General features: G+C 74.8%; 17 protein-coding genes. 6 read left to right on the top strand and 11 right to left on the bottom strand.

What is annotated here, in order from left to right; genetic code table 11:
• Nucleotides 1-52: 52 nt before the first annotated feature.
• The 5 genes from POF43_RS17055 to pnuC all read right to left on the bottom strand — a co-directional run bounded on the left by POF43_RS17055 (nucleotide 53) and on the right by pnuC (nucleotide 8815).
• Nucleotides 53-2986 (bottom strand): LamG-like jellyroll fold domain-containing protein, encoded by a 2934-nt coding sequence (locus POF43_RS17055; protein WP_271323573.1) that lies wholly within the window; start codon nucleotides 2984-2986, stop codon nucleotides 53-55.
• A 137-nt stretch (nucleotides 2987-3123) separates the two neighbouring features.
• Nucleotides 3124-5355: a LamG-like jellyroll fold domain-containing protein gene (locus tag POF43_RS34890; RefSeq protein ID WP_271323574.1), complete on the bottom strand. Its 2232-nt coding sequence runs from the start codon at nucleotides 5353-5355 to the stop codon at nucleotides 3124-3126.
• A 484-nt stretch (nucleotides 5356-5839) separates the two neighbouring features.
• Complete coding sequence (locus POF43_RS17045) at nucleotides 5840-6691, bottom strand: hypothetical protein (protein ID WP_282704622.1); 852 nt, start codon at nucleotides 6689-6691, stop codon at nucleotides 5840-5842.
• 262 nt (nucleotides 6692-6953) lie between these two features.
• Nucleotides 6954-8042: an AAA family ATPase gene (locus tag POF43_RS17040; protein WP_271325516.1), complete on the bottom strand. Its 1089-nt coding sequence runs from the start codon at nucleotides 8040-8042 to the stop codon at nucleotides 6954-6956.
• Nucleotides 8043-8158: 116 nt separating this feature from the next.
• Nucleotides 8159-8815, bottom strand: a complete 657-nt coding sequence (gene pnuC / locus POF43_RS17035) for a nicotinamide riboside transporter PnuC (protein ID WP_271325513.1) — start codon at nucleotides 8813-8815, stop codon at nucleotides 8159-8161.
• Nucleotides 8816-9029: 214 nt separating this feature from the next.
• On the opposite strand from pnuC, the gene POF43_RS17030 reads away from it, so the two are divergent.
• Both POF43_RS17030 and POF43_RS17025 read left to right on the top strand, forming a co-directional pair.
• Nucleotides 9030-9494: a low molecular weight protein-tyrosine-phosphatase gene (locus POF43_RS17030; protein WP_271325514.1), complete on the top strand. Its 465-nt coding sequence runs from the start codon at nucleotides 9030-9032 to the stop codon at nucleotides 9492-9494.
• Nucleotides 9491-10366: a fructosamine kinase family protein gene (locus POF43_RS17025; RefSeq protein WP_282704621.1), complete on the top strand. Its 876-nt coding sequence runs from the start codon at nucleotides 9491-9493 to the stop codon at nucleotides 10364-10366. The genes POF43_RS17030 and POF43_RS17025 overlap by 4 nt, the downstream gene beginning before the upstream one ends.
• Before the next feature lie 723 nt (nucleotides 10367-11089).
• On the opposite strand, the gene POF43_RS17020 is transcribed toward POF43_RS17025, so the two are convergent.
• Nucleotides 11090-11971: an RNA polymerase sigma factor SigF gene (locus POF43_RS17020; RefSeq protein WP_271315223.1), complete on the bottom strand. Its 882-nt coding sequence runs from the start codon at nucleotides 11969-11971 to the stop codon at nucleotides 11090-11092.
• A gap of 307 nt (nucleotides 11972-12278) precedes the next feature.
• Between POF43_RS17020 and POF43_RS17015 the strand changes: the two genes are divergently transcribed.
• On the top strand, nucleotides 12279-13562 hold the full coding sequence (locus POF43_RS17015) for a PP2C family protein-serine/threonine phosphatase (protein WP_271324040.1): 1284 nt from the start codon (nucleotides 12279-12281) through the stop codon (nucleotides 13560-13562).
• 132 nt (nucleotides 13563-13694) lie between these two features.
• Complete coding sequence (locus tag POF43_RS17010; protein ID WP_271315225.1) at nucleotides 13695-14171, top strand: MarR family winged helix-turn-helix transcriptional regulator; 477 nt, start codon at nucleotides 13695-13697, stop codon at nucleotides 14169-14171.
• A 118-nt stretch (nucleotides 14172-14289) separates the two neighbouring features.
• On the opposite strand, the gene POF43_RS17005 is transcribed toward POF43_RS17010, so the two are convergent.
• Together POF43_RS17005 and POF43_RS17000 are read right to left on the bottom strand one after the other, a co-directional pair.
• Nucleotides 14290-15477, bottom strand: a complete 1188-nt coding sequence (locus tag POF43_RS17005; RefSeq protein WP_271315226.1) for a PP2C family protein-serine/threonine phosphatase — start codon at nucleotides 15475-15477, stop codon at nucleotides 14290-14292.
• A 106-nt stretch (nucleotides 15478-15583) separates the two neighbouring features.
• Nucleotides 15584-16741 carry a PP2C family protein-serine/threonine phosphatase gene (locus tag POF43_RS17000; protein ID WP_372516052.1) on the bottom strand — a complete coding sequence of 386 codons (1158 nt, stop codon included), beginning with the start codon at nucleotides 16739-16741 and terminating at the stop codon, nucleotides 15584-15586.
• Between the two features lie 208 nt (nucleotides 16742-16949).
• On the opposite strand from POF43_RS17000, the gene POF43_RS16995 reads away from it, so the two are divergent.
• Nucleotides 16950-17393: a MarR family winged helix-turn-helix transcriptional regulator gene (locus POF43_RS16995; protein WP_271315228.1), complete on the top strand. Its 444-nt coding sequence runs from the start codon at nucleotides 16950-16952 to the stop codon at nucleotides 17391-17393.
• A gap of 466 nt (nucleotides 17394-17859) precedes the next feature.
• Nucleotides 17860-19002 carry a cobalamin B12-binding domain-containing protein gene (locus POF43_RS16990; RefSeq protein WP_271315229.1) on the top strand — a complete coding sequence of 381 codons (1143 nt, stop codon included), beginning with the start codon at nucleotides 17860-17862 and terminating at the stop codon, nucleotides 19000-19002.
• 124 nt (nucleotides 19003-19126) lie between these two features.
• On the opposite strand, the gene POF43_RS16985 is transcribed toward POF43_RS16990, so the two are convergent.
• The 3 genes from POF43_RS16985 to POF43_RS16975 form a co-directional block, all read right to left on the bottom strand.
• Entirely contained in the window at nucleotides 19127-19354 is a 228-nt protein-coding gene (locus POF43_RS16985; protein WP_271315230.1) for a hypothetical protein, read from the bottom strand.
• A gap of 157 nt (nucleotides 19355-19511) precedes the next feature.
• A complete protein-coding gene (locus POF43_RS16980) occupies nucleotides 19512-20630 on the bottom strand; it encodes an inorganic phosphate transporter (RefSeq protein ID WP_303657865.1) in 1119 nt (372 codons plus the stop codon).
• Nucleotides 20631-20815: 185 nt separating this feature from the next.
• A complete protein-coding gene (locus tag POF43_RS16975) occupies nucleotides 20816-21601 on the bottom strand; it encodes a PadR family transcriptional regulator (RefSeq protein ID WP_271324042.1) in 786 nt (261 codons plus the stop codon).
• Nucleotides 21602-21759: the final 158 nt, after the last annotated feature.

The following is a 21759-nucleotide window of genomic DNA, read 5'->3' as shown; positions in this document are numbered from 1 at the left end:
GAAGTGTGACGCCGGCCGGCGGGCCGGGTCACCCCGGCCCGCCGGACCCGCGCTACCGCGCTCCGGCCGCGTAGTGCGCCGCCACCTGGGCGGCCGTCAGCTCGGTGGAGTAGACGGCCGCCTCGTCCACGCCGCCGCGGAAGAAGTCGCCGGTCGGTGCCTGCGGCCAGCCGCTGAGGTTGTCGCCGCCGACGCGCCAGTAGCCGGTGTAGGACCGGTTGGCGCTGACGCCGTTGCTCGCGACGGCGGCGCCGTCGACGTAGAGCTTCATGCCGTCGGCGCCCTGGGTGGCCACCAGGTAGTGCCAGGCGCCGTCGTTGTACGCGGCCGGCGAGGTGACGGTGTCGGCCTCGGCGTTGCGCACGCCGAAGACCAGGTGGCCGTCGTTCGTCATGTACACGTGCCGGTCGAAGGTGCCCGACATCCCGTTCTGCGAGTCGCCGAAGCCGATGAGCTTGCCGCCCTGCGTGCCGGTGGTGCGGAACCACAGCTCGGTGGAGTACACCGCCGGCGCCGCGGTGGCCGTGGCGGAGGAGACGATGCTGAAGAAGTTGCCGTCCAAGGTGGCCGCGGTGTCGGTGGTGCCGGCCACCGCGCTCGCCGTGCCGCGGGCGACGTCCAGGCCGTAGACCCCGGTGTTGTCGTTGCCGGAGGCGTCCGCCGCGGTGTAGCCCGACGACTCGTCGAGGCGCCAGTAGCTGTCGGGGGCGTCGCCGTAGACCGCCTTGCCGTAGGGGTCGGACGGGCCGGGCGCCACGGAGGCGCCGCTGCCCAGGTCGTAGTGCGCGGCGACCTGCGCGGCCGACAGCACCGACGGGTAGACGGCCGTCTCGTCGACGTCGCCCTGGAAGAAGGCGCTGGACGGCTGGTTGGGCCAGCTGCCCAGGGAGTCGCCGCCGACGTGCCAGTAACCGGTGTACTGCTGGCTGGTGGTGACCGCCGCGTTCCGGCCGACCCGCAGCCCGTCGACGTACAGCGCCATCCCGTCGGCGCCCTGGGTGGCCACCACGTGGTGCCAGGCGCCGTCGTTGTACGCGGCCGGCGAGGTGACCGTCTGCGTGCCGCCGGAGTAGACCCCGAAGACCAGCTGGCCGGAATTGGTCATGTAGACGTGCTTGTCGTACGAAGACGAGGCGGCGGTCGGCGAGTTGCCGAAGCCGACCAGCAGCCCGCCGCTCCTCGTGGTGGTCTTGAACCACGTCTCCACGCTGTACTGCGACGGTGTCGGCTGCGCGGCCGCGGTGGCCACGAAGCCGGTGGAGCCGTTGAGGCCCAGCGGGTAGCTCGGGTCGCCGGTCAGCGCGCCGGTGCCGTCGCGGTAGGTGCCGCCGCCGTTGAACGTGCCGTTGTGCTCGCCGGCCGAGTCGCCGATGAAGCCGCCCGACGGCTCGTCGTAGCGCCAGTACAGGTTCGCGCCGTCGCTGACCACCCGCGCGGCGTAACCGGACGTCGCGGTGCCCGACTTGACGGTGTACACCGGTGAACTGGCCACGTTCGTGCCGTCGCTCGCGGTGATCCGGTACGTGTGGTAGCTGCCCGGGGCCAGCCCGCTGTCGGTGAAGGACACCTGCGGTCGCGACCACCAGTAGCTGGCGGCGGTGCCGGTCCACACCGGGGTGGTGGAGCCGTCGCGGTAGACGCTGTAGCTGAGCGTGCCGTCGTCGGTGTCGGTGGAGGCGAGCCAGCGCAACTGGACGGTGCCGGCGCCGACGGAGGAGGTGCTGCCCATCGCGGGTGCGGTGGGCGGAGCCTTGTCCGGTCCGGTGCCGAAGCGGGTCAGGCCCTGCTGGGCGGTGCCGTTGACGGTGGTGAACTCGCCGCTGACCCACAGGTAGGGCTGGTCGTCCTCGGTGGCGATGGTCAGCGCGCGCGGACCGATCTGCTCGCCGATGCCGTCGTTGGTGTCGGGGGCCCAGGGCAGTTCCATGCCGGTGGTGGTGGGTTCGGCGATGAGGTGCTGGCGGCGTCCGTCGGGTTGTTCGCCCATGCTGGAGCAGTCGTGGGTGTGCGAACCGGCGTACAGGACGCCTTGGTAGCTGATGACGGCCTGGGTGGCGCCGAGGCAGGTGTCGCGCCAGCGTTGGCCGAGGGTTGACCAGTCGATGGCGATGCGGCCGTCGAAGACCCCGCCGCCGGTGCCCTCGTTGCCGGTGTAGAAGCCGGTCGCGTCGGAGGTGAGCGCCTTCACCACGGAGTTCTGCTCGATGAAGCCCAGCGGGTACGTCTTGGCGGTGGCGCCGGTGGCGGCGTCCACGATGCCCAGGGCGTGCGAGTCGGCGCCGTCGAGGCGGTCGAAGTCGCCGCCGACGACCAGCATCGAGCCGTCCGGCGACAGCACCGAGGCGCGCACCGGCTTGTCGGCGGTCGGCGCCCACCCGGTGAGCGTGCCGTCGGTGGTCACCTGGGCCAGCCGGGTACGGGTCTGCCCGTCGACCGAGGTGAAGTCGCCGCCGAAGTACACCCCGGTGGCGGTCGGGGTGATGGTGCGCACCGTCGCGTTGACCTGCGGTGCGAAGCCCGGCTTGAGCGCGCAGGTGGCGATGTCGATGGCCACCAGGCTGTTGACGTAGGCGCCGTTGACGTGGTCGAAGTAGCCGCCGGCGTACAGGGTCCTGCCGTCCGGCGAGACCGCCAGCGCCCGCACGGTGGCGGTGCCGCTGCTGACGGTGAACGACAGGCCGCAGCCGGTCGGGTCGCCGGTCGCGGCGTCGAACTCCGCGAAGTTGACGGCCGGTTGCTCCCCGGCGCCGCCGGCCGCGGTGCCCGGCGGACGGATCGCGGTGAAGCTGCCCCCGGCGAAGACCTTCCCCCCGGCCTGGGCCATCGCCCACACGATGCCGTCGGTCTGCCAGGTCGCCAGGCTGTTGGACGTGAACGCCACCGGTGCCACCGGAGCCGCGACCACGGTGGGCGCCGTCACCGCCAGCACCACCGACGCGGCCAGCGCCGTGGCCACCACACCGGCGAGCATTCTGGGTCTGCGCATCGAACCCCCCCTTTTCCCTTGTGGACATCGGCGGCCCCCGAACGCGGGCCGCCGGTCGTACCGCGGGCGGACGGCCGGAGCCGTCCGCCCGCGCCCCCGGACACCGGGTGAGCGCACCGCGCCGGGGCGCGGTGCGCTCAGGACGTGCGTGCCGCGTAGTGCGCCGCTACCTGATCGGGCGTCAGAACGGCCCAGTAGACCGCCGATTCGTCCAGGTCACCGGCGAAGTCGTCGCTGGTGCCGTGGCCGGGCCACGGGGTGAGCGACACCCCGCCGCCCGCGTGCCAGTACCCGCTGGGCATCCGGGTCGGCGAGACGGTGGTCTTGTTGCTGCCGACGAGCTTGCCGTCGACGTACAGGCTCATCCCCGACGGCCCCTGGGTGGCGACGACCTGGTGCCACTTGCCGTCGTTGTAGGCCGCCGGGGAGGTGAGCGCGTAGTGGTAGACGTTGTACGCGCCGAAGACCACCTGGCCGGTGCCGCTGAGGTAGACGTCCTTGTCGCTCAGGTCGGAACTGAGGACCTGCTTGTCGCCGAACCCCATCAGCAGACCGCCCGCGGTGCTGGTGGACTTGAACCAGGTCTCCACCGAGTAGCTGAGCGCGCCGGGCTGCGCCACCTCGTCGTAGACGTAGCCGGTGCTGCCGTTGAGCCCCAGCGGCGTGCCCGGGTCGTCCTTGACCGGCCCGGTGCCGTCGTCCCAGGTGCCGCCGCCGTCGAAGTACCCGGTCTGGTCGCCCGCCGAGCTGTCGGCCAGGTACGTGGCGGCCGACGGGCTGTCGTAGCGCCAGTACAGCTTCGCGCCGTCCGCGGTGACCTTCGCGTCGTAGGCACCGGTCGCGCCGGGCACGGTGGCGCTGACCGAGGCCGAGGTGACGGTGCTGGTGCCGTCGCTGACCGTCACCTTGTACGTGTGCTTGGCACCCGGCGTCAGACCGCTGTCGGTGAACGTCAGCTGCGGCCGCGACCACCACCACGACGCCGACGTGGTGGTCCAGATCGGCGTGGTGGAGCTGTCGCGGTACAGCTTGTACGTCAGCGTGCCGTCGTCGGTGTCGGTCGCGGTGCGGACCCGGACGGCCAGCTTGCCCGACGCCAGCCCGGCCACGTTGACCTGCGGTGCGGTGGGGGCGGCCTTGTCCGGTCCGGTGCCGAAGCGGGTCAGGCCCTGCTGGGCGGTGCCGTTGACGCTGGTGAACTCGCCGCTGACCCACAGGTACGGGTGACTCGCCTCGGTGGCCACCGTGATGGCCCGCGGGCCGACCTCTTCGCCGATGCCGTCGTTGGTGTCCGGTGCCCAGGGCAGTTCCGCGCCGGTGGTGGTGGGTTCGGCGATGAGGTGCTGGCGGCGTCCGTCGGGTTGTTCGCCCATGCTGGAGCAGTCGTGGGTGTGGGAGCCGGCGTACAGGACGCCTTGGTAGCTGATGACGGCCTGGGTGGCGCCGAGGCAGGTGTCGCGCCAGCGTTGGTCGAGGGTGGACCAGTCGATGGCGATGCGGCCGTCGAAGACCCCGCCGCCGGTGCCCTCGTTGCCGGTGTAGAAGCCGGTCGCGTCGGAGGTGAGGGCCTTCACGACGCTGTCCTGCTCGATGAACCCCAGCGGATACGTCCGCGTGTTGGCGCCGGTCGCGGCGTCGACCACCCCGAGGGCGTGCGAGTCCGCGCCGTTGAGGGTGTCGAAGTCACCGCCCACCACCAGTTGCGTGCCGTCCGGGGACAGCACCGAGGCGCGCACCGTCTGGTCCGTCGCGGGCGCCCAGGCGGTGAGCGCGCCGGCGGTGGACACGTGCGCCAGGTGCTCGCGGGTCTGCCCGTCGACCGAGGTGAAGTCGCCGCCGAAGTACACCCCGGTGCTGGTCGGGGTGATGGTGCGCACCGTCGCGTTGACCTGCGGCGCGAAGCCCGACGTGAGCTTGCAGGTGGCGATGTCGATGGCGACCAGGCTGTTGACGTGCGTACCGTTGACCTGGTCGAAGTAGCCACCGGCGTACAGCGTCTTGCCGTCCGGTGAGACCGCCAGCGCCCGCACGGTGGCGGTGCCGCTGCTGATGGTGAACGACAGCTTGCAGCCGGTCGGGTCGCCGGTCGCGGCGTCGAACTCCGCGAAGTTGACCGCCGGTTGCTCCTTGCTGTTGCCGGCCGCGGTGCCCGGCGGGCGGATCGCGGTGAAGTTGCCGCCGGCGAAGACCTTGCCGCCCGCCTGGGCCAGTGCCCAGACGATGCCGTTGGTCTGCCAGGTCGCCAGGTTGTTGGACGTGAACGCCACCGGTGCCACCGGTGCGGCCAGAGCGCCGTGCGGCGACGTCACGCCGAGGATGACCATGGAGCACGCCGCGACCGCGGCGAGGTGTCGGCTTCTTGCCTTCACTTTTCCCCCTCCTTGTGATGCTGCCGTCGGCGAGGCTTGGGCGAACTGTACGTGTCACGTGAAGAGGGCGGTAGCGCTTTCCACCGGATTGATACGTTGACCCTAGCGACGATTCGCTGAATCGCCCCTTCCGCATGTGAAGGGCGCTCGGGCGTGATAGTGGGGTCACACCGTCCCAGGCGCCCGCTCGACGGCTCGCGGGAACAACCGACACCGTTTCACACGGCGGCTGCCGAACCGCCGTCGTTGGCAGGGTGTTTACGGTCACCCGGGCATGCGGGGGCGCGAGCACGCGGGGAGGCGGATGCGCGGGCGGCCGGGACGCGGATGTGCGGGCCCGCGGCCGGGACGCGGATGTCGGATGCGGCGGTGGGCGTTGGAGCGGCGGTCCTTGGAGCAGCGGACGTTGGAGCGATGGACGTCGCACCGGCGGCCACCGTCCATGGGTGCGCGACGCCGGCGGAGTTGGGCCCGGCGCGGTCCGTTACGGCGTCATCCCGGCGCGGCGCCGCCGGTGTTCGCCGCGCAGCACCCGGGCGGGCGCGTCGTCGTCGACGGCGCCGCAGCAGGTCGCCGACCACAGCGACGACGCCTGCGGGACGGCGTAGTACGGCACGAAGACCTTCGCGGTGTGGTGCCGGGAGACCCGCACCGTCGACAGCGCCGGCAGGACGTCGGGCGTCTGGCCGGCCAGGATCGCCAGCCGGCAGGGGCCGCAGGCGGGACGGCGCCGGGCGGCTGCCTCGCGGGCCGACTGGGTGCGTTGCCCGCGCCGCTTGCCGTGCGGCCCGGCGGCGTTCGGCCGGTCGCGTTCCGCCTCGCCGTGCAGGGGGTTGTAGAAGCACCGCACCACCGGGGCCGGCGGGCGCCGGCCGGCGTGCCGCAGGTGCGCGGCGGCGAACCGCTCCACCGCCCGGTCCGCCAGCACCACCGACGCCGCCAGGTCCGGCAGGTCCGCCGCCTCGTCCAGGATCTTCCCCGCCGCCTGGAACGCCTCCATCGCCCACACGTAGTCGCGCCGCACCGCCGTCTCCGCGGTGTCCGGGGTGAACTCCAGCCGCGCGTCGCTCAGCAGGTCGCCGACGTCCGCCAGCCGCTCCCGTGCGAGCGAGGCCAACCGCTCGCGCAGCACCTCCCATTCGCGCGTCACCCGCTGCTCGTGCTCGCGCAGCGCGGCCCGGCCCGGCCTCCCGCGCGTCCCGGCCGGTCCGGCGCCGTCCGGGTCCGCCTCCACCAGCGGACGCAGCCGGCCCAGGCCGGGCAGCACCCGCGACACCGCGGCCCGCACCACCCCGGCCGACCGGTGCGCGAACATCCCCGGTTCCAGTCCGGTCATCGATTCCTCCCCCGCTTCGCCCCGCCCCGACCGGCCCCGCGCGCTCCCGCGCCGTTGCCACCCGTCGATCTTCCCGTGCGCGTCCGACGGCACGCCACCGGGTGGGCGCGGTAAGGGAGTTGGCGGGGACCGCCGGGCGGGACGGCGGGGGAGAGGTGGCCGGGGTGGCCGGGCGGGCGGACGGCGGGGGAGGACCGCCGGGCGGGCGGCGGGAGAGAGGGCAGGGCGGCCGGGCGGGCGGTGGCGGCCGACCGGCCGCGGCTCACCCCAGCGGGTCCGCCAGCCCCCAGCCGCGGGCCAGCAGCGCGTCGACCTCGGCGAGCGCCCGCCGTAGCCGCTCGTGGCGGTCGCCGCGCATCTCGCGCCACGGCACCCCGGCCTCGGCCAGCACCTCGCGCAGCCGCCCGGTCATCCAGGGCCGCAGGTGCTCGCCGTCGCGCAGTCCGTCGTCGGCGAACGGCACACCGCCGTCGTCGGTCAGCAGGTACAGCGCCCGCGGTGCGATCGCCCGCGCCGCGTCCCGGACCGCCGCGGTGGTACGGCCCCGGTAGCGCTCCTGCCAGACGGTGGTGGCCAGCGCGTCGGTGTCGCAGACCAGCACCGGGCCGCCGTGCCGCGCCGCACGGTCCTCCGCCTCGGTCTGGCGGCGCACGACGCGCTCGAAGTCGGCGTCGGTCCACTCCAGGTCGAACACGGTCGGCACCGGATCGCCGGGCGCCGCGCGGCCGCGGGCCACCGCCAGCTTGGCGACGGTCAGTTCGCGGCCGTACTCCGGCACCCAGCCGGTCGACGCGTGCGGTCCGCCGCGGGCCCGCAGGGCGGCGGCCAGGTCCCGCGACAACGTGGTGGTCCCGGTCGACTCGGCACCCAGCACGACGACCCGGCGGGCCAGCGCGGCGCGCACCGGCGGCTCGATCTCGTCCCAGTACGCGGCGGGGTCGGCCCGTACCTTCGTTCCGGAGACCGCGAAGGTGTCGCGGCCCACGTCGAGCAGGACCGGCGCCGCCCCGAAGCGCCGGGCCAGTTCGGTGCCGTAGGGCTCGGAGGAGAAGACCGCGTCGACCGGCGCAGCGGGCTCGGCGGACTCCACCGCCCGCCGCATCAGGGCGACATGGCCGGCCCACGCCGTCTCGCTGGCGTAGTCCATCTCCAGGTCGTCGGCGATCCCGGCGACCACCACGTGCGGATCGCCCGACCACCGTTCCGCGATCCACGCCACCCGGTCCGCCAGCGGCAGCGACTCCTGGCGCGAGGCCATCACCACCACGGTGACCCGCTGGCAGGCGTCGGCCGCCGCCCGGATCAGGAAGTGGTGGCCGGAGTGCGGCGGATAGAACTTGCCGATCACCATCCCGTGCGCGAACCGCCCGCCGGCCCCAACCGCTCGCGCGTCCGCGTCCGCCTGCGCGTCGGCGCCGGGTGCCGGCCGTCCGCCGGCCGCGGCCCGGGTCCCCGTGGCCCGCGCGCTCACGCCGCCGCCTCCAACCGCGCGGCCGGCGCGGCCAGTTCACGGTGCCAGGACCGCAGGCCGACCAGGCACATGGCGAGCATCATCACGTAGACGATCGCGGTGAGGTCCAGCGCCTTGACCGTGTAGAGCGGCACGTAGACCACGTCGGCGACGATCCACAGGTACCAGTTCTCGATCCGCTTGCCGTTCAGCAGCCACTGCGCCGCCAGCGACAGGGCGGTGGTCAGCGCGTCCCAGAACGGCGCGATGTCGGACGCGCGGGTCAGGACCGCGGTCAGCCCCCAGGTCGCCGGCACCAGCAGCACCGCCAGCACCAGCAGGACCCGCGGCCGGGCCCGGCCCATCGGCTGCCCGGTCCCGGCCCGGCCGCCGCGCAGCCACTGCCACCAGCCGATCACCGCCAGCACCAGGTAGACCACTTGGAGCGCGGCGTCCGCGTACAGCCGCGCGCTCCAGAACAGCACCAGGAAGAACAGGTTGTTGGCTATTCCGACCGGGAAGTTCCACACGTTGGCGCGCACGCACAGCCACACGCAGGCCGCGCCGGTGGCGAAGCCCAGCAGTTCGGCCCAGCTGACCGCGTCCTGCCCGAAGTGGAACAGGACGTGGTTCAGCGGCGCCACGACGACACTGAGCGCGTCGGGTACGGACACGGCGACCCCCTTGATTACGTCGAAGTGACGATAACCGGCGCGGGTGACCGGTGCAATGCCCGCCGACGTGACACGCCCCACCCGGCGCCGCGCGTCCACCCGGCCGGTCGACCCCACCGTTCTGCCGAAGCCGCCGAAGCCGCCGAAGCCGCCGCCCCCGCCGCGCGCGTCCGCCGCACCTGCCCGCCGCGGTCGCCGGCTCTACGCTGGACGCGTGCATATCTGCTTCGTCTGCACCGGCAACATCTGCCGGTCGCCCAGCGCCGCCGCCGTCTTCGCCCACCAGGTGCAACGGGCCGGCCTGGCCGACCGGGTCCGGGTCACCAGCGCCGGCACCGGCCCGTGGCACGTCGGCGAACCGATGGACACCCGCTCCGGCCGGGCGCTCGCCGCCCGCGGCTACCCCACCGCGCACACCGCCGCCCAGGTCGGCGGCCCGCACCTCGGCGCCGACCTGCTGGTGGCCCTGGACGACTGGCACCGCGCCGAGCTGCTCGACCTGGTCGACGATCCGCAACGGGTCGTGCTGCTGCGGTCGTTCGACCCGGCGGCCGGTGACGACCTCGACGTGCCCGACCCGTACTACGGCGGCGCCGACGGGTTCGACGACGTCCTGACGATGATCGAGGCGGCCACCCCCGGCCTGCTCGCCCACGTCCGCGAACGGCTGGAGCGGTGACCGGGCCGGCCGCCGGGCCGGGCGAGGCCGCGGCGGCCACCGCCCGGCTGACCGGGCGCCGGGTGCGCGCGGTGCGGCCGTGGGGCGCCGGGCTGGCGCTGGTCGAACTCGCCGGCGGGGCGCAGCTGGTGGCCAAACGCGGCACCGGCCCCGGCGCCACCGCCGCGGAGGCGGCCGGCCTGCGCTGGCTGGCGGACACCGCGGCGGTCCGCGTTCCCGCGATCCACGGCTCCGACGAGCAGTGGCTGGTCCTCGAGCGGATCACCGAGGGCGGACCGACGGTGCGCGGCGCCGAACGCCTCGGTCGCGAACTCGCCGCCCTGCACGCGGCCGGCGCGCCGCACTTCGGCTCGCCCCCGCCCGGCGGCCCGTCCGACGCGTGGATCGGCCGGGCGCCGATGCGCGACGAACCGGGGCGGGAGTGGCCGGCCTGGTACGCCGAGCACCGCGTACTGCCGTACCTGCGCGGCGCGGTGGACGCCGGGGCCGTCGGACCGGGGGAGGGCGGGGTCGTCGAGGAGGTGTGCCGCCGCCTGCCGGAACTCGCCGGCCCGCCGCTCCCGCCCGCCCGGCTGCACGGCGACCTGTGGAACGGCAACGTGCTGTGGGGCGAGGACGGCGGCCCCTGGCTGATCGACCCGGCCGCGCACGGCGGCCACCGCGAGACCGACCTGGCCATGCTGGAACTGTTCGGCTGCCCGCACCTGGACCGCGTCCTGGCCGCCTACGACGAGGCCGCACCGCTGCCTCCCGGCCGCCCCCAACGGGTCGCGCTGCACCAGCTGTTCCCCCTGCTGGTCCACGCCACGCTGTTCGGCGCCCCCTACGGCCGCCGCGCCCTGACGGCCGCCCGAACGGCGCTGCGCGGCTGAGGGGACGGGGGCACGGGTCCGGGGCGCGGGGGAGGACGTCGCGGGCCGGACACCGCACCGCAAGCCGGACGTGCCGCACCGCGCGGCAGGCAGCCGCACCGCCAGCCCCGACGCCGCGCCGCAGGCTGGCCCCCGCCGCACCGCGCCCCAGGCAGTCGCACCGCCAGCCCCGACACCGCACCGCCAGCCCCGACACCGCGCCGCGAGCCAGACGCCCTGCGGACTCGCTGCACGGCGCCGCAGGCAGCTGCACCGTAAGTCCGACGCCGCGCCGCAAGCCGGCCCCCGCACCGCCCCCCAAGCAGCCGCACCGCAAGCCCCGACGCCGCGCCGCAGGCCGGACGCCGCGCGGACCCGCCGCACCGCGCCCCAGGCAGCCCCACCGCCAGCCCCAACACCGCACCGCAAGCCGGACGCTCCGCAGACCGCCCCCCGCGCCTCAAGCAACCGCACCGCGAGCCGGCCCCCACCGCAGCCCCCCGCACCGCCCCCCAAGCAGCCGCACCGCAAGCCCCGACGCCGCACCGCAAGCCCCGACACCGCGCCGCAGGCAACCGCGCCGCAAGCAGCCGCACCGCAAGCCGGCCCCCACCGCAGACCCCGCACCGCCCCCCAAGCAGCCGCACCGCTAGCCCCGACGCCGCGCCGCAGGCAACCGCACCGCGGGCCCGACGCCCCCCGGGGGGCGTCGGGCCCGCGGCCCGCCGTTCGGCTCCGGGCCGGTCAGGCCTCGGTCAGCAGCCGGCGGCGCAGCCGGTTCAACGTGGTGGAGAGCAGCCGCGAGATGTGCATCTGGGACAGGCCGAGTTCGGCGCCGATGGCGGCCTGGGTCATGTCGGCGCCGAAGCGCATCGACAGGATGGCCCGCTCGCGCTCGGGGAGTTCGGCGATCAGCGGCTTGAGGGCGTTGAGGTTCTCGATGCCCTCGAGCGCCGGGTCCTCGAAGCCGATCCGGGTGGCCCACGCGGTGCCCTCGTCCTCCTCGTCACCGATCTGGGCGTCGATGGAGCTGGCGGTGTGGGCGTTGGCGGCGACCTGGGCCTCGATCACCTCCTCCTCCGAGACCTCCAGGCGCGCGGCGAGTTCGGCGACGGTGGGGGCGCGGTCGAGTTCGGCGGCCAGGAGGTCGTTGGTCTTGGCCAGGTCGATGCGCAGCTCCTGAAGGCGGCGCGGCACGTGGACCGCCCAGGAGGTGTCGCGGAAGAACCGCTTCATCTCCCCGACGATGGTCGGCATGGCGAAGGTGACGAACTCGGTGCCGTAGTCCGGGTCGTAGCGGTCGACCGCCTTGATCAGGCCGATCGTGCCGACCTGGATGATGTCCTCCATCTGGTCGGCGTGGTTGCTGAACCGCTTGGCGGCGAACCGGACCAGGGTCATGTTGAGTTCGATCAGGGTGCCGCGCACGTACTGGTACTCGCCGGTGCCCTCCTCCAGCGCGGCCAGCCGCCGGAACAGCGTCCGGGAGACCTCCTTGATCTCGGAGACCGGGGTCTCCCGGCCGCCCGCCGCGGTGCCGTAGCGCGCCGACGGGATGGCGGCCGATCCGCTCAACAGGGGTGCGACGGCACCCGTGGTGACCTGCTCCTGGAACCCAACCGTCATGGCCTCTCCCAAGGACTCTTGCCGAACGACAACAGTCAGCGGTTACCCCGGTCCCGGAGTCCAAACATATTTCCTCCCACCGGATGTCGGCGGCTTCCGGGCCGCGACGCGCCGGGCACTTCGACTTGCCAGCGTCCCGGTCACGCTGCATTGTTGTCGACCAGCAATAAATTTACGGTTCGGTCACGTACCGCACACCGACCTCGCCGTCATCCCCCCGCCCGGCCGCCCGGCGCCCCCGCGCCCCGGCCGGCGTCACGGAACGGCGGTGCCCCCTGCCGTGACGTCGAAGACGAGGTGACAACGGATGGCCTCCGAGCTCGGGCCCCTGCGCCCGGCGCCAGAACCGCCTTCCACCACCGCCCCGCCGCCCCGGCAGGGCACGCTGCCCGAACCGCGTTCCGGGACCGGCACCGCGCCGCTGTCGGTCCTGCTGGTCGAGGACGACCCGGCCGACGCCCTGCTGATCGAGACGCTGCTCGCCGACAGCGGACTCGGCGCCCGGCCGCGCTGGGCCAGCACGCTGGCTGACGCCCTGCTGGCCCTGCGCACCCGGCCCCCGCAGTGCGTGCTGCTCGACCTCCACCTGCCCGACGCGCGCGGCCGGCGCGTGCTGGCCGAGGTGCTGGCCCACGCGGCGGGCGCCGCCGTCGTCGTCATGACCGGCCTGGCCGGGGAACGCGACGGCCTGGCCGCCGTCGCCGCCGGCGCGCAGGACTACCTCATCAAGGACCGCGTCGACCCCGACCTGCTGCGCCGTACCGTCAGCTACGCCGTCCAGCGCAAGCAGACCGAGGCCGCCGCGGCCGCCCTCCAGGCCGAACGGCTGCGCGCCGAGGAGAACGCCCGCCTCGCCCGCGGCCTGCTGCCGGTCCCGCTGCTCGGCGACGTGCCCCGGGTGCGGGTCACCGCCCGTTACCGGCCCGGCCGCAGCACCGCGCTGCTCGGCGGCGACTTCTACGACGTCGTGGAGGACGACCACGGTGTGGTGCACGCCGTGATCGGCGACGTCTCCGGGCACGGCCCCGACGCCGCCGCGCTCGGCGTCTGCCTGCGCATCGCCTGGCGCACCCTGGTCCTCAGCGGGGTACGCGGCCCGGCGCTGATCCGCTACCTGGAACGCATCACGCTCGCCGAGCGGGCCGGCCCCGAGATGTACGCCACCGTCTGCGTGCTCGCCCTGCACCCCGGCGACCCGGTGCTGCGGGTGCTGCGGGCCGGCCACCCCGGGCTGCTGATCCGCTCGCCCACCGGGGTACGGCTGGCCGACCCCGCGCGCGGACCGGCCCTGGGCCTGCTGGCCGGGGCCGACTGGACCCAGGACGAGGTCGAGCTGCCGCCGGGCGGCAGCGCGGTGCTGTTCACCGACGGGCTGTGCGAGGGGCGGCTCGGCGGCGCCGGTGCGGCCCGGCTCGGCGAGGACGGCCTGGTGGCGCTGGCCAACCGCCTCACCGGCCTGCCGGGACCGGCCTTCACCGACGGCCTGATGGCGGACGCCGAAGCGGTCACCACCGCCGGGGACGGCTTCGCCGACGACGTCGCCGTCGTACTGCTCGAACCGGTTCCGCATGATCCGGGCGCCAGCGGGTAAGCAGCGACCTCAGGCAGGGCTCGGAGCCCGGCCGGAAAGAGGCCTGACGTGCGTCATCCGTACCGCGCCCGTACCCGGCCCGCGGTGGGCCGGGTACCCGCCCCGCGCCGTCGTCCGGCCCGCTAGGCCGTCATGGCGGACGAGGGCGGACGAAACCGTGATCCGGCGGCGGTCGAGGAGATCGCCGCGCCGGTGGCCGCGCTGACCGAACTGTGGGCGCGCGGCGGGGCCGCCGCCTCACCCCGGCTGTCCGCGCACCAGCTGCGGGCGCTGGGCATCGTGGCCCAGGAGGAGGGCACCAACATCACCGGCCTCGCCGAGGCGGCCGGCATGGCACTGTCCTCGGCCAGCCGGCTGTGCGACCGGCTGGAGGCCGCCGGCCTGCTGGAACGCACCGCCTCACCGGGCAACCGCCGCGAGACCGCGCTGCGCGTCACCCACCAGGGCCGGACACTGCTCGCCGCCGTCGACGACCGGCGCCGCCGCGACCTCAACGACGTGCTGCGCCGCATGCCGCCCGACCGGGTCCGCGACCTGACCAGCGGCCTCACCGCCTTCCAGGACGCCGCCGACCCCGGCCGCGACGCCGAGCAGGACAACGCGTCCTGACGACCGCCTCCGCCGGCCCCGGGCGCTCCTGACGGCAGCCGTCCGCCCGGCGGCTTCCCGTCCAGCGCTCCTGACCGCAGCCGCCCCCGACCGCCTCCGACCGCTGCGGACGGTCCGTTCAGGGTGTCGGGCGGCCCCGCCAGTCCACGCACACCACCGAGGCGTCGGCGGCCAGCTCGGACGAGCCGGAGTACTCGATCAGCCCGTTGACCACCGCGTGCGCCGTCTCGGTCGGCGACCCCAGCCGGGTCGCCCGCACCCGCCGGCACAGCTCCCGCTCCCCGTACGCCACACCCGTCGCCGACGCCGTGGTGTGCACCCCGGTGCTGACGATCACCAGCCGGTCGCCGGCCTCCATCTGGAACGTCTGCGACGTGTACGGCGTGTCCTCGAACATCCCCAGCGGCAGCTGCGGCTCCAGCGGAACGAGGTTCACCTCGCCGGCCCGCATCCGGTACACCCGCGGCGAGCCGGCGTCGACCGCCTCCACGGCGCCGGTGGCCAGGTCGAACGACAGCAGCAGGCTCGCGGCGTAGGAGGCGCCCTGGTACTGCGCGAAGACCGCCTGGTCGGCCAGCGCCGCCTGGTCCACCACCCCCAGCCCGGCCCGGCGGGCGTTGCGCAGCGCGGAGACCGCCAGCCCGGTCAGCAGCGCCGCGTCCATGCCGTGGCCCATGCCGTCGGTCACGCTCAGCGTCAGCAGCCCGTCGCCGCTGCTCCAGTCGAAGTTGTCCCCGCCGATCGAGTACGCGGGCTCCAGGTGGGCGCCGATCGTGTACTCGTCCCGTACGCAGCCGCGCCCCGGCAGCATCGCCCACTGCATCTCGGCGGCCAGCGTCAGCCGCTTGCGGCGCCGGCTGCGCACGTACAGGTCGGTGTCCCGGTCGGCCGCCATCAGTTCGTGGGCCAGCGCGTCGGCCATCGCCGCCAGCTCGTCGGCCGCCTTCTCGGCCGCCGCCGCGGACGGCAGGAGGACCGACAGCAGCCCGAGCCGGTCACCGCGCACCGTGACCGGTCGGTGGGTCAGCACCGCCCCGTCGTCGCCGACCTCCTCCAGCACCGGCCGCTGCGCGGAGAACGCCCGCCCCGGCGTGCCGCTGCGGGCCGGCACCGTCAGCTCGGGGTCGGGCTCGGGGCCGTCGCCGACCGCCTGGAGGACGGCGGCACCGTAGTCCGCGAGCCGCAGCGTGACGTCCTGGGCGCCGACCCGTTCGGCCAGCAGCGAGCGGACGGTTCTCAGCAGGGCGTGCGGCGGCGTGTCGCGCAGGGCGCTCTCCACCGTCGTCCGGGGACGGGCTTCGCTCATCGGATTGTCCTTTCGGGGCCTGCGGTGCCGTTTCCCGGCCGCCGGTGAGACGCGAGCCGTCCGCACGCCCCACCGTAGTCGTCGCTCCGCCGGGACGGAGCGCTGCTCAGCGGCCGAACCAGTCCAGGCACAGCACCAGTGCGTCGGCGTCCGGCGTGGTGATCTCCCGGTGGCCGGCCAGCACCCGCAGCACCGCGCCGGGCATCTCGGCGGCCGACAGCAGCCGCGTGGTGGTGATGGCCCGCGCCAGCGCCCGCAGCCCGTCGCGCTCGGCGTCCGGGGCCGTGGCGTGCACCCCGTCGCTGACGATCACCAGCCGGTCGCCGGGCTCCACGAAGAACTCCTGCGCCGCGTAGTCGGTCTCCTCGAACATCCCCAGCGGCAGCTGCGGTTCGAACTCGACCGGCTCGACCGCCCCGGAGCGCAGCCGCAGCAGCCGCGGCGAACCGGCGTCGACCACCTGCACCCTGCCGGTGCCGAACTCGAACTCCAGCAGCAGCACCGACAGGTGGGCGCGGCCCCGGTAGTGCGCGAAGACCGCCTGGTCGGCCAGCGCCGCCTGGTCGGCCACCCCCAGGCCGGCCCGGCGGGCGTTGCGCAGCGCGCTGATGGTCAGCCCGGTCAGCTGCGCCGCCTCCGCGCCCTCGCCCATGCCGCTGGTCACCGTCACCGTCAGGCGGTCGTCGTCGGCGGACAGGTCGAAGTTGTCGCCGTCGATGGCGTACGCCGGCACCAGGTGGGCGCCCCAGGCGTACTCGCGGTGCACCCGGGAGTTGCCGGGCAGCAGCCGCCACTGCATCTCGGCGGCCAGCGTCAGCCGGCTGCGCCGCCGGGCGCGCAGGTACAGGTCGGTGTCCCGTTCGGCGATCACCACCTCCCGGGCCAGCACCTGCGCCAGGTCGCTCCACTCGGCGACCGCGTCGGGGCCGCACCGGTCGGCCGCCGCGGTCAGCGACAGCACCCCGAGCCGGTCGCCGCGCACCGACACCGGCAGGTGGACCAGGACCCGGCCGTCGCCGGTCTCCTCCAGCAGCGGCTGCTGCGAGGCGAACGCCCGGCCCTGCGGCGTGTTGTGCAGCCCGGTCTCCGCTCCCGGCTCCCGCTCGCCGCCGACCGGACGCAGCACGGTCAGCCCGTAGTCGGCCATCAGCAGGTCGGCGCCCTCCACCGCGTAGGACTCGGTGAGTACGCGGCGTACCTCCTCCACCAGCCGGTGCGGGGCCGCGGTACGCAGGGCGCGTTCCGCCGCCAGGAATCTGTTCACGTTGGTGTTCACGCCATTCTCTGAAGACGAAGGACGACGAAGGACGGGGTGCGCGCCGGTGCCGGACGGGCTCGCGCGGGGGTGCCGGGACCCGGCGGTGCCCTCACGGACCACCGGTGAGCTGACATTCATTGGCGGGGCCTGTCAGAGTGGGACCGTGAATCCTTCCCTTCCACAGCGCCGGCGGGTGTCGGACGAGGTGTCGCGGGTGACCTCCGTAGCCGCGGAACTGCTGGAGGTGCTGTGGGGACGGGCCTCGACCGCGCCGGTGTCGTCCTCCCAGCTGCGGGTGCTGTTCATCCTCGAACACAACGAGGGCATCAACCTGCGCACCCTCGCCGACGCGCTGGGCTCCACACCGCCGTCGGTGAGCCGGCTGTGCGACCGGCTCCAGGCGGTCGGGTTCGTGGAGCGCGCGCCGAGTTCCAGCAGCCGCCGTGAGCTGCAACTGCACCTCAGCGGTCGCGGCAGCGCGTTCCTGCGGGACCTGCGCACTCGCCGGGAGAAGGAGCTGAGCGCGGTGATCGAGCAGATGCCGGCCGCCAAGCGCGCGGCGCTGCTCGACGGGCTGGAGGCGTTCTGCGACACCGCCTTCTCCCGCATGCAGTCACCGTTGCGGCCGTCCGGCACGTCCGAGGCCGAGACCGCCTGACCCGTCCCGCAGCTCCGCCGTACGCCGGCCGCCTGCCGCGCGCGGTACGGCCGCGGCTCCGCGCGCGCCACCGGGTCACCGCCGGCGCAGCCCCATGACGATCCCGCCCATGGGCTCATCCGTCACCCTCCCCAGCGGCAGCCCCCGACAGGGTAAAGATTGTTGCCATCGGGGTACTGTTGTCAAACGGCAACTGTTCGGGCGCGCCGCCCGGCCGGGGGGAGCGGGCGCCCGCGGCGCGGCGGCAGGTCGAACGGCACCGTGGCGGGCGGGTGCGTATGACGGCGACCGCGCGCCCTGCCGAGCCGTCCGGCGGACGGCGCCCTACGTCCCCGGCGACGGCGCGACGTGACGTCCCCGGCGAGGACGCGACGTGACGTTCCCGGGCGATGGCGCAACGTGATATCACCGGCGGGGGCGAACGTTGCGAAATGGCTGATTCCGTGGGATCAGGCACGCTGGAAGGATGAGCAGTCACTCCCGTACCGCCACCGCGACCGGCCCGGCCGCCGCCGAACCGGGCCGCCGCACCGGCGGTGACGACCTCCTGCCGTGGACGCGATGCCTGTGGCGGGCCGTCGACGCCGGTGACGAGCAGGCCGCGCTGGACATCGTCGGAACCGCGCTGAGCGCCGGGATCGATCCGGAGGCGGTGCTGCTCGACGTCGTCGGCGCGGTGCAGCGCCGGGTCGGCGAGGAGTGGGCCGCCAACCGGATGAGCGTCACCCGCGAGCACCTGGCCACCGCCATCAACGACCGGGCGGTCGCCGCGCTGGCCCAGCACCCCGCCGCCCGCCGCCCGGACGGCGCCCCGTCCCCGGGCCGGGCCACGGTGGCCTGCGTGGACGGCGAGTGGCACGCGCTGCCCGCGAGGATGCTGGCCGAGGTGCTGCGGCTGCGCGGCTGGCGGGTGGACTACCTCGGCGCGCAGGTCCCGGCCCGGCACCTCGTCCCGCACCTGCACCTGACCGACCCGGACGTCCTGCTGCTGTCCGGTTCGCTGGCCACCCGGCTGCCCGCCGCGCACGCCACCATCACCGCCTGCCAGGCGGCCGGCGTACCGGTGATGGCCGGCGGCGCCGCCTTCGGCCCCGGGGGCCGGTACGCCCGGCTGCTGGGCGCCGACGCCTGGGCACCGGACGCCCGCTCCGCCGCCGACCGGCTCACGGCCGACCCGCTGCTCCCCATCGGCTCCGACCGGACCGCCCTGGACGACCTGCCGCACCTGGCCGACCACGAGTACGCCCTGGTCACCCAGACCTCGACCACCCTGGTCCGCGAGATGCTGGCCGGCCTGGAGGAGCGGGTCCCCGCCGTACGGGAGTCCACCGCGACGCAGCGGCGGCACACCGCCGAGGACCTCGGCCACCTCGTCGGCTACCTGGCCGCCGCGCTCTACGTCGACGACGACGACCTGTTCGAGGCGTACCTGGCCTGGTCCGCCGACGTCCTCACCGCGCGCCGCGTCGCGGCGGACTCCCTGCCGCTCACCCTGGACCTGCTGGCCGGCCGCCTGAAGGACCTGCCCCGGGCCACCCGGATCATCGCCGCCGGCCGCAGCACGCTGGCCCCCGCTGCGGCGGCCTCCGGCGGCGGAACGCGGGGGTGACTGCCGCGTCGCGTACGTCGGTGTCCACCGCGTCCCGCTGCCGGAATCGCGGCCGGTGCCGGATCGGCGCCCCGGGGCGGCGGGCGGAAGCCCGGTGCGACCGCCGCGTTCCGGGTGCCGGTGGTCAGCCCGGGACGATGACGTCGATGGCGTAGCCGGCCACCGCCAGGCAGGCGGCGAAGCACAGCAGGGCGACGGCCCCGGCGGGGCGTCCCCGCAGGCCCTGGGCCGGTGCGGTGGCGGTGGCCCTGGACCAGGCGGCGACGCCGAGCGAGAAGAGCACGACCACGCCGACGGTGACGCCGAGCGCCGCGACCAGCACGGTACCGAGCGCACCCCAGTGGATGTCCATCGCCGGGCTCCTTCCGTCGGAGGTCGCCGGGGGTGCACCCGGCGGCGGGTATCGCGCGGCCGTCCCGGCGGAGGGCCCCGGCCCGGTCCCGGCCCCGGTCGTCCCCGTTGACCCCTGACGGCCCCGGCCCGGCCCCGTGCCGTGCCGCCCGTCCTGCTCAGGCCGCCGTCCGTTCCACCGGCTCCGGGCGTTCGCCGGGGAGGTGGTTGACGTTGTCGGCGGTGACCGGGCGGCGGCGGGAGAGCGCGTACAGACCGGCCGCGGCGGCCACCGCGACGCCGGCCACCAGGGCCACGCCGAGGTCGCCGCGGTCCGCGACCCAGGCGGCGACCCCGCCGACGGCCGCCGCGGCCGGCAGCGTCAGCAGCCAGGAGACCGCGATCCGGCCGGCGACGCCCCAGCGCACCCGGGCCAGCCGCCTGCCGAGCCCGGCGCCGAGGATGCCGCCGGTGCACACCTGCGTGGTCGACAGCGCGAAGCCCAGGTGGGAGGAGGCGAGGATGACGGCGGCCGAGCCGGTCTCCGCCGCGAAACCCTGCGGTGGCTCGATGTCGGTCAGGCCCCGGCCCATGGTGCGGATGATGCGCCAGCCGCCGACGTAGGTGCCGACCGCGATGGTCAGGCCGGCCGCCAGCACCACCCACCACGGTGGTCCGGAACCGCGGGTCAGCACGCCGCCGGAGATCAGCGCCAGGGTGATGACGCCCATCGTCTTCTGGGCGTCGTTCGTGCCGTGCGCCAGCGCCACCAGGGACGCCGAACCGATCTGCCCGGCGCGGAAACCCTTGCGGGTGGTCCGGCCGGGCAGGCGGCGGGTGAGCGTGTAGGCGAGATAGGTGGCGACCAGCGCCACCAGGCAGGCGATCAACGGTGACGCGAGCGCCGGTATGACGATCTTCTCGACGACCGCGCCGAACCGGACCGCCGAGCCGCCGGCCCCCACCCACACCGCGCCGATCAGCCCGCCGAACAGCGCGTGCGACGAGCTGGACGGCAGCCCCACCAGCCAGGTCACCAGATTCCACAGGATGGCGCCGACCAGGCCGGCGAAGATCATGACCAGCGAGACCCGGCCGTCGTCCACGATGCCGCCGGAGACCGTGCGGGCGACGGCGGTGGACAGGAAGGCGCCGCCCAGGTTGAGCACGCCGGCGATGGCCACCGCCACCCGGGGCGGCAGGGCCCCGGTGGCGATCGAGGTGGCCATCGAGTTGGCCGTGTCGTGGAAACCGTTGGTGAACTCGAAGGCCAGGGCCGTCACGATCACGACCACCATGAGGAAGGAAACGGAGCCCACGTAAGGCCTCCAGCGCCGCCCCGGGGCGGCGCGATACCGCCGCCCCTGCTTTCGTATCGACACACCCGCCAGCAGCGCACCGGTACCGTGGTCACCCCCACGCTAAGAGTGCCCGGCGGCCCGCGCGACCCGGATGCGCCCGGTGGCCGTGGCCGGCGGGGGCGTCAGCCCGCCGCCGGGTCGCTCGCGCTGTCGTGGGCCTTGTCGGAGGCCCTGTCGGAGGCCCCGCTGTCGTCGAACCGGCCCGCGCCGGCCCCGCTGCCGGCCGCCTCCCTCTCGCGGCCCGCGCCGCCCTCGCCCGTCCCGCCGTCGCCGGGTGCGGCCGCCTCGCCGTCGTCCGTCCGGCCCTCGCCGTCGCCGGGTGCGCCCGCGCCGCTTCCGCCGGTGGCGGTCTCAGCGGTGGCGGCGGTGTCCTCGCCGGAGCCGGCGGCCTCCTCGGCCGCCAGTTCGGCGGAGGCCCAGAGGGCCCAGTCGTGGGTGGTCTGCATCATGCGGATGCCGAATTCGACGGCGAGCCGGCCGTGGACGGCGAGTTCGCTGGGGTTGTGGCTGATGCGTTCGCGCAGGGCGATGAGCCGGGTGCGGCTGTCGGCGGCGGCCGTCGCGCGGTTGTCGAGGTAGGCGCGGCCCTCGGCGTTGGACAGGCGGCCGAGGAAGAAGACCCGCAGCAGGGCGTCGTTGCGTCGGGGCTGGTCGGGGGTGACCTCGGTGAGCCAGCGGCGCAGTTCGGTGCCGCCGGCCTCGGTGATCTCGTACTCCTTGCGGCCGCGGGGGCCTTCGGCGGCCACGGTGACCAGGCCGGCGTCGGTGAGCCGGCCGAGTTCGGTGTACAGCTGGCTCTGGGTGGCCGGCCACACGTGGGTCAGCGAGTTGTTGAAGACGCCCAGCAGGTCGTAACCGCTGGCGGGGCCCTGGGCCAGCAGGCCCAGCATCGCGTGCCGAAGACTCATGGCCCGAAGTCTACCTTCCTCAGTTGACATGTCGAAGAGTTACCTTTTAGCTTTGACATGTCAGTAGTGGAACGTGTAGTCGAGGAGGGAGGACCGCTTCGCTTCCGGACCGCACACCTCCGGGCGGCACGCTTCCGGGCTGCGCGCTTCGGGGCCGT

Origin of the sequence: Streptantibioticus silvisoli (assembly GCF_027947535.2) — a bacterium.
Taxonomy (GTDB): domain Bacteria; phylum Actinomycetota; class Actinomycetes; order Streptomycetales; family Streptomycetaceae; genus Streptantibioticus_C; species Streptantibioticus_C silvisoli.
Note: the sequence above shows the minus strand (reverse complement) of the source record. Positions and strands in the feature narration are given on the sequence as shown.

Excerpts from the sequence above, each read along its gene's own strand:
- POF43_RS17055 (WP_271323573.1), bottom strand. The coding sequence starts at position 2,986 with ATGCGCAGACCCAGAATGCTCGCCGGTGTGGTGGCCACGGCGCTGGCC.
- POF43_RS17045 (WP_282704622.1), bottom strand. The coding sequence starts at position 6,691 with ATGACCGGACTGGAACCGGGGATGTTCGCGCACCGGTCGGCCGGGGTG.
- POF43_RS17040 (WP_271325516.1), bottom strand. The coding sequence starts at position 8,042 with ATGGTGATCGGCAAGTTCTATCCGCCGCACTCCGGCCACCACTTCCTG.
- POF43_RS17020 (WP_271315223.1), bottom strand. The coding sequence starts at position 11,971 with ATGACGGTTGGGTTCCAGGAGCAGGTCACCACGGGTGCCGTCGCACCC.
- POF43_RS17015 (WP_271324040.1), top strand. The coding sequence starts at position 12,279 with ATGGCCTCCGAGCTCGGGCCCCTGCGCCCGGCGCCAGAACCGCCTTCC.
- POF43_RS17010 (WP_271315225.1), top strand. The coding sequence starts at position 13,695 with ATGGCGGACGAGGGCGGACGAAACCGTGATCCGGCGGCGGTCGAGGAG.
- POF43_RS17005 (WP_271315226.1), bottom strand. The coding sequence starts at position 15,477 with ATGAGCGAAGCCCGTCCCCGGACGACGGTGGAGAGCGCCCTGCGCGAC.
- POF43_RS16990 (WP_271315229.1), top strand. The coding sequence starts at position 17,860 with ATGAGCAGTCACTCCCGTACCGCCACCGCGACCGGCCCGGCCGCCGCC.
- POF43_RS16985 (WP_271315230.1), bottom strand. The coding sequence starts at position 19,354 with ATGGACATCCACTGGGGTGCGCTCGGTACCGTGCTGGTCGCGGCGCTC.
- POF43_RS16980 (WP_303657865.1), bottom strand. The coding sequence starts at position 20,630 with ATGGTGGTCGTGATCGTGACGGCCCTGGCCTTCGAGTTCACCAACGGT.
- POF43_RS16975 (WP_271324042.1), bottom strand. The coding sequence starts at position 21,601 with ATGAGTCTTCGGCACGCGATGCTGGGCCTGCTGGCCCAGGGCCCCGCC.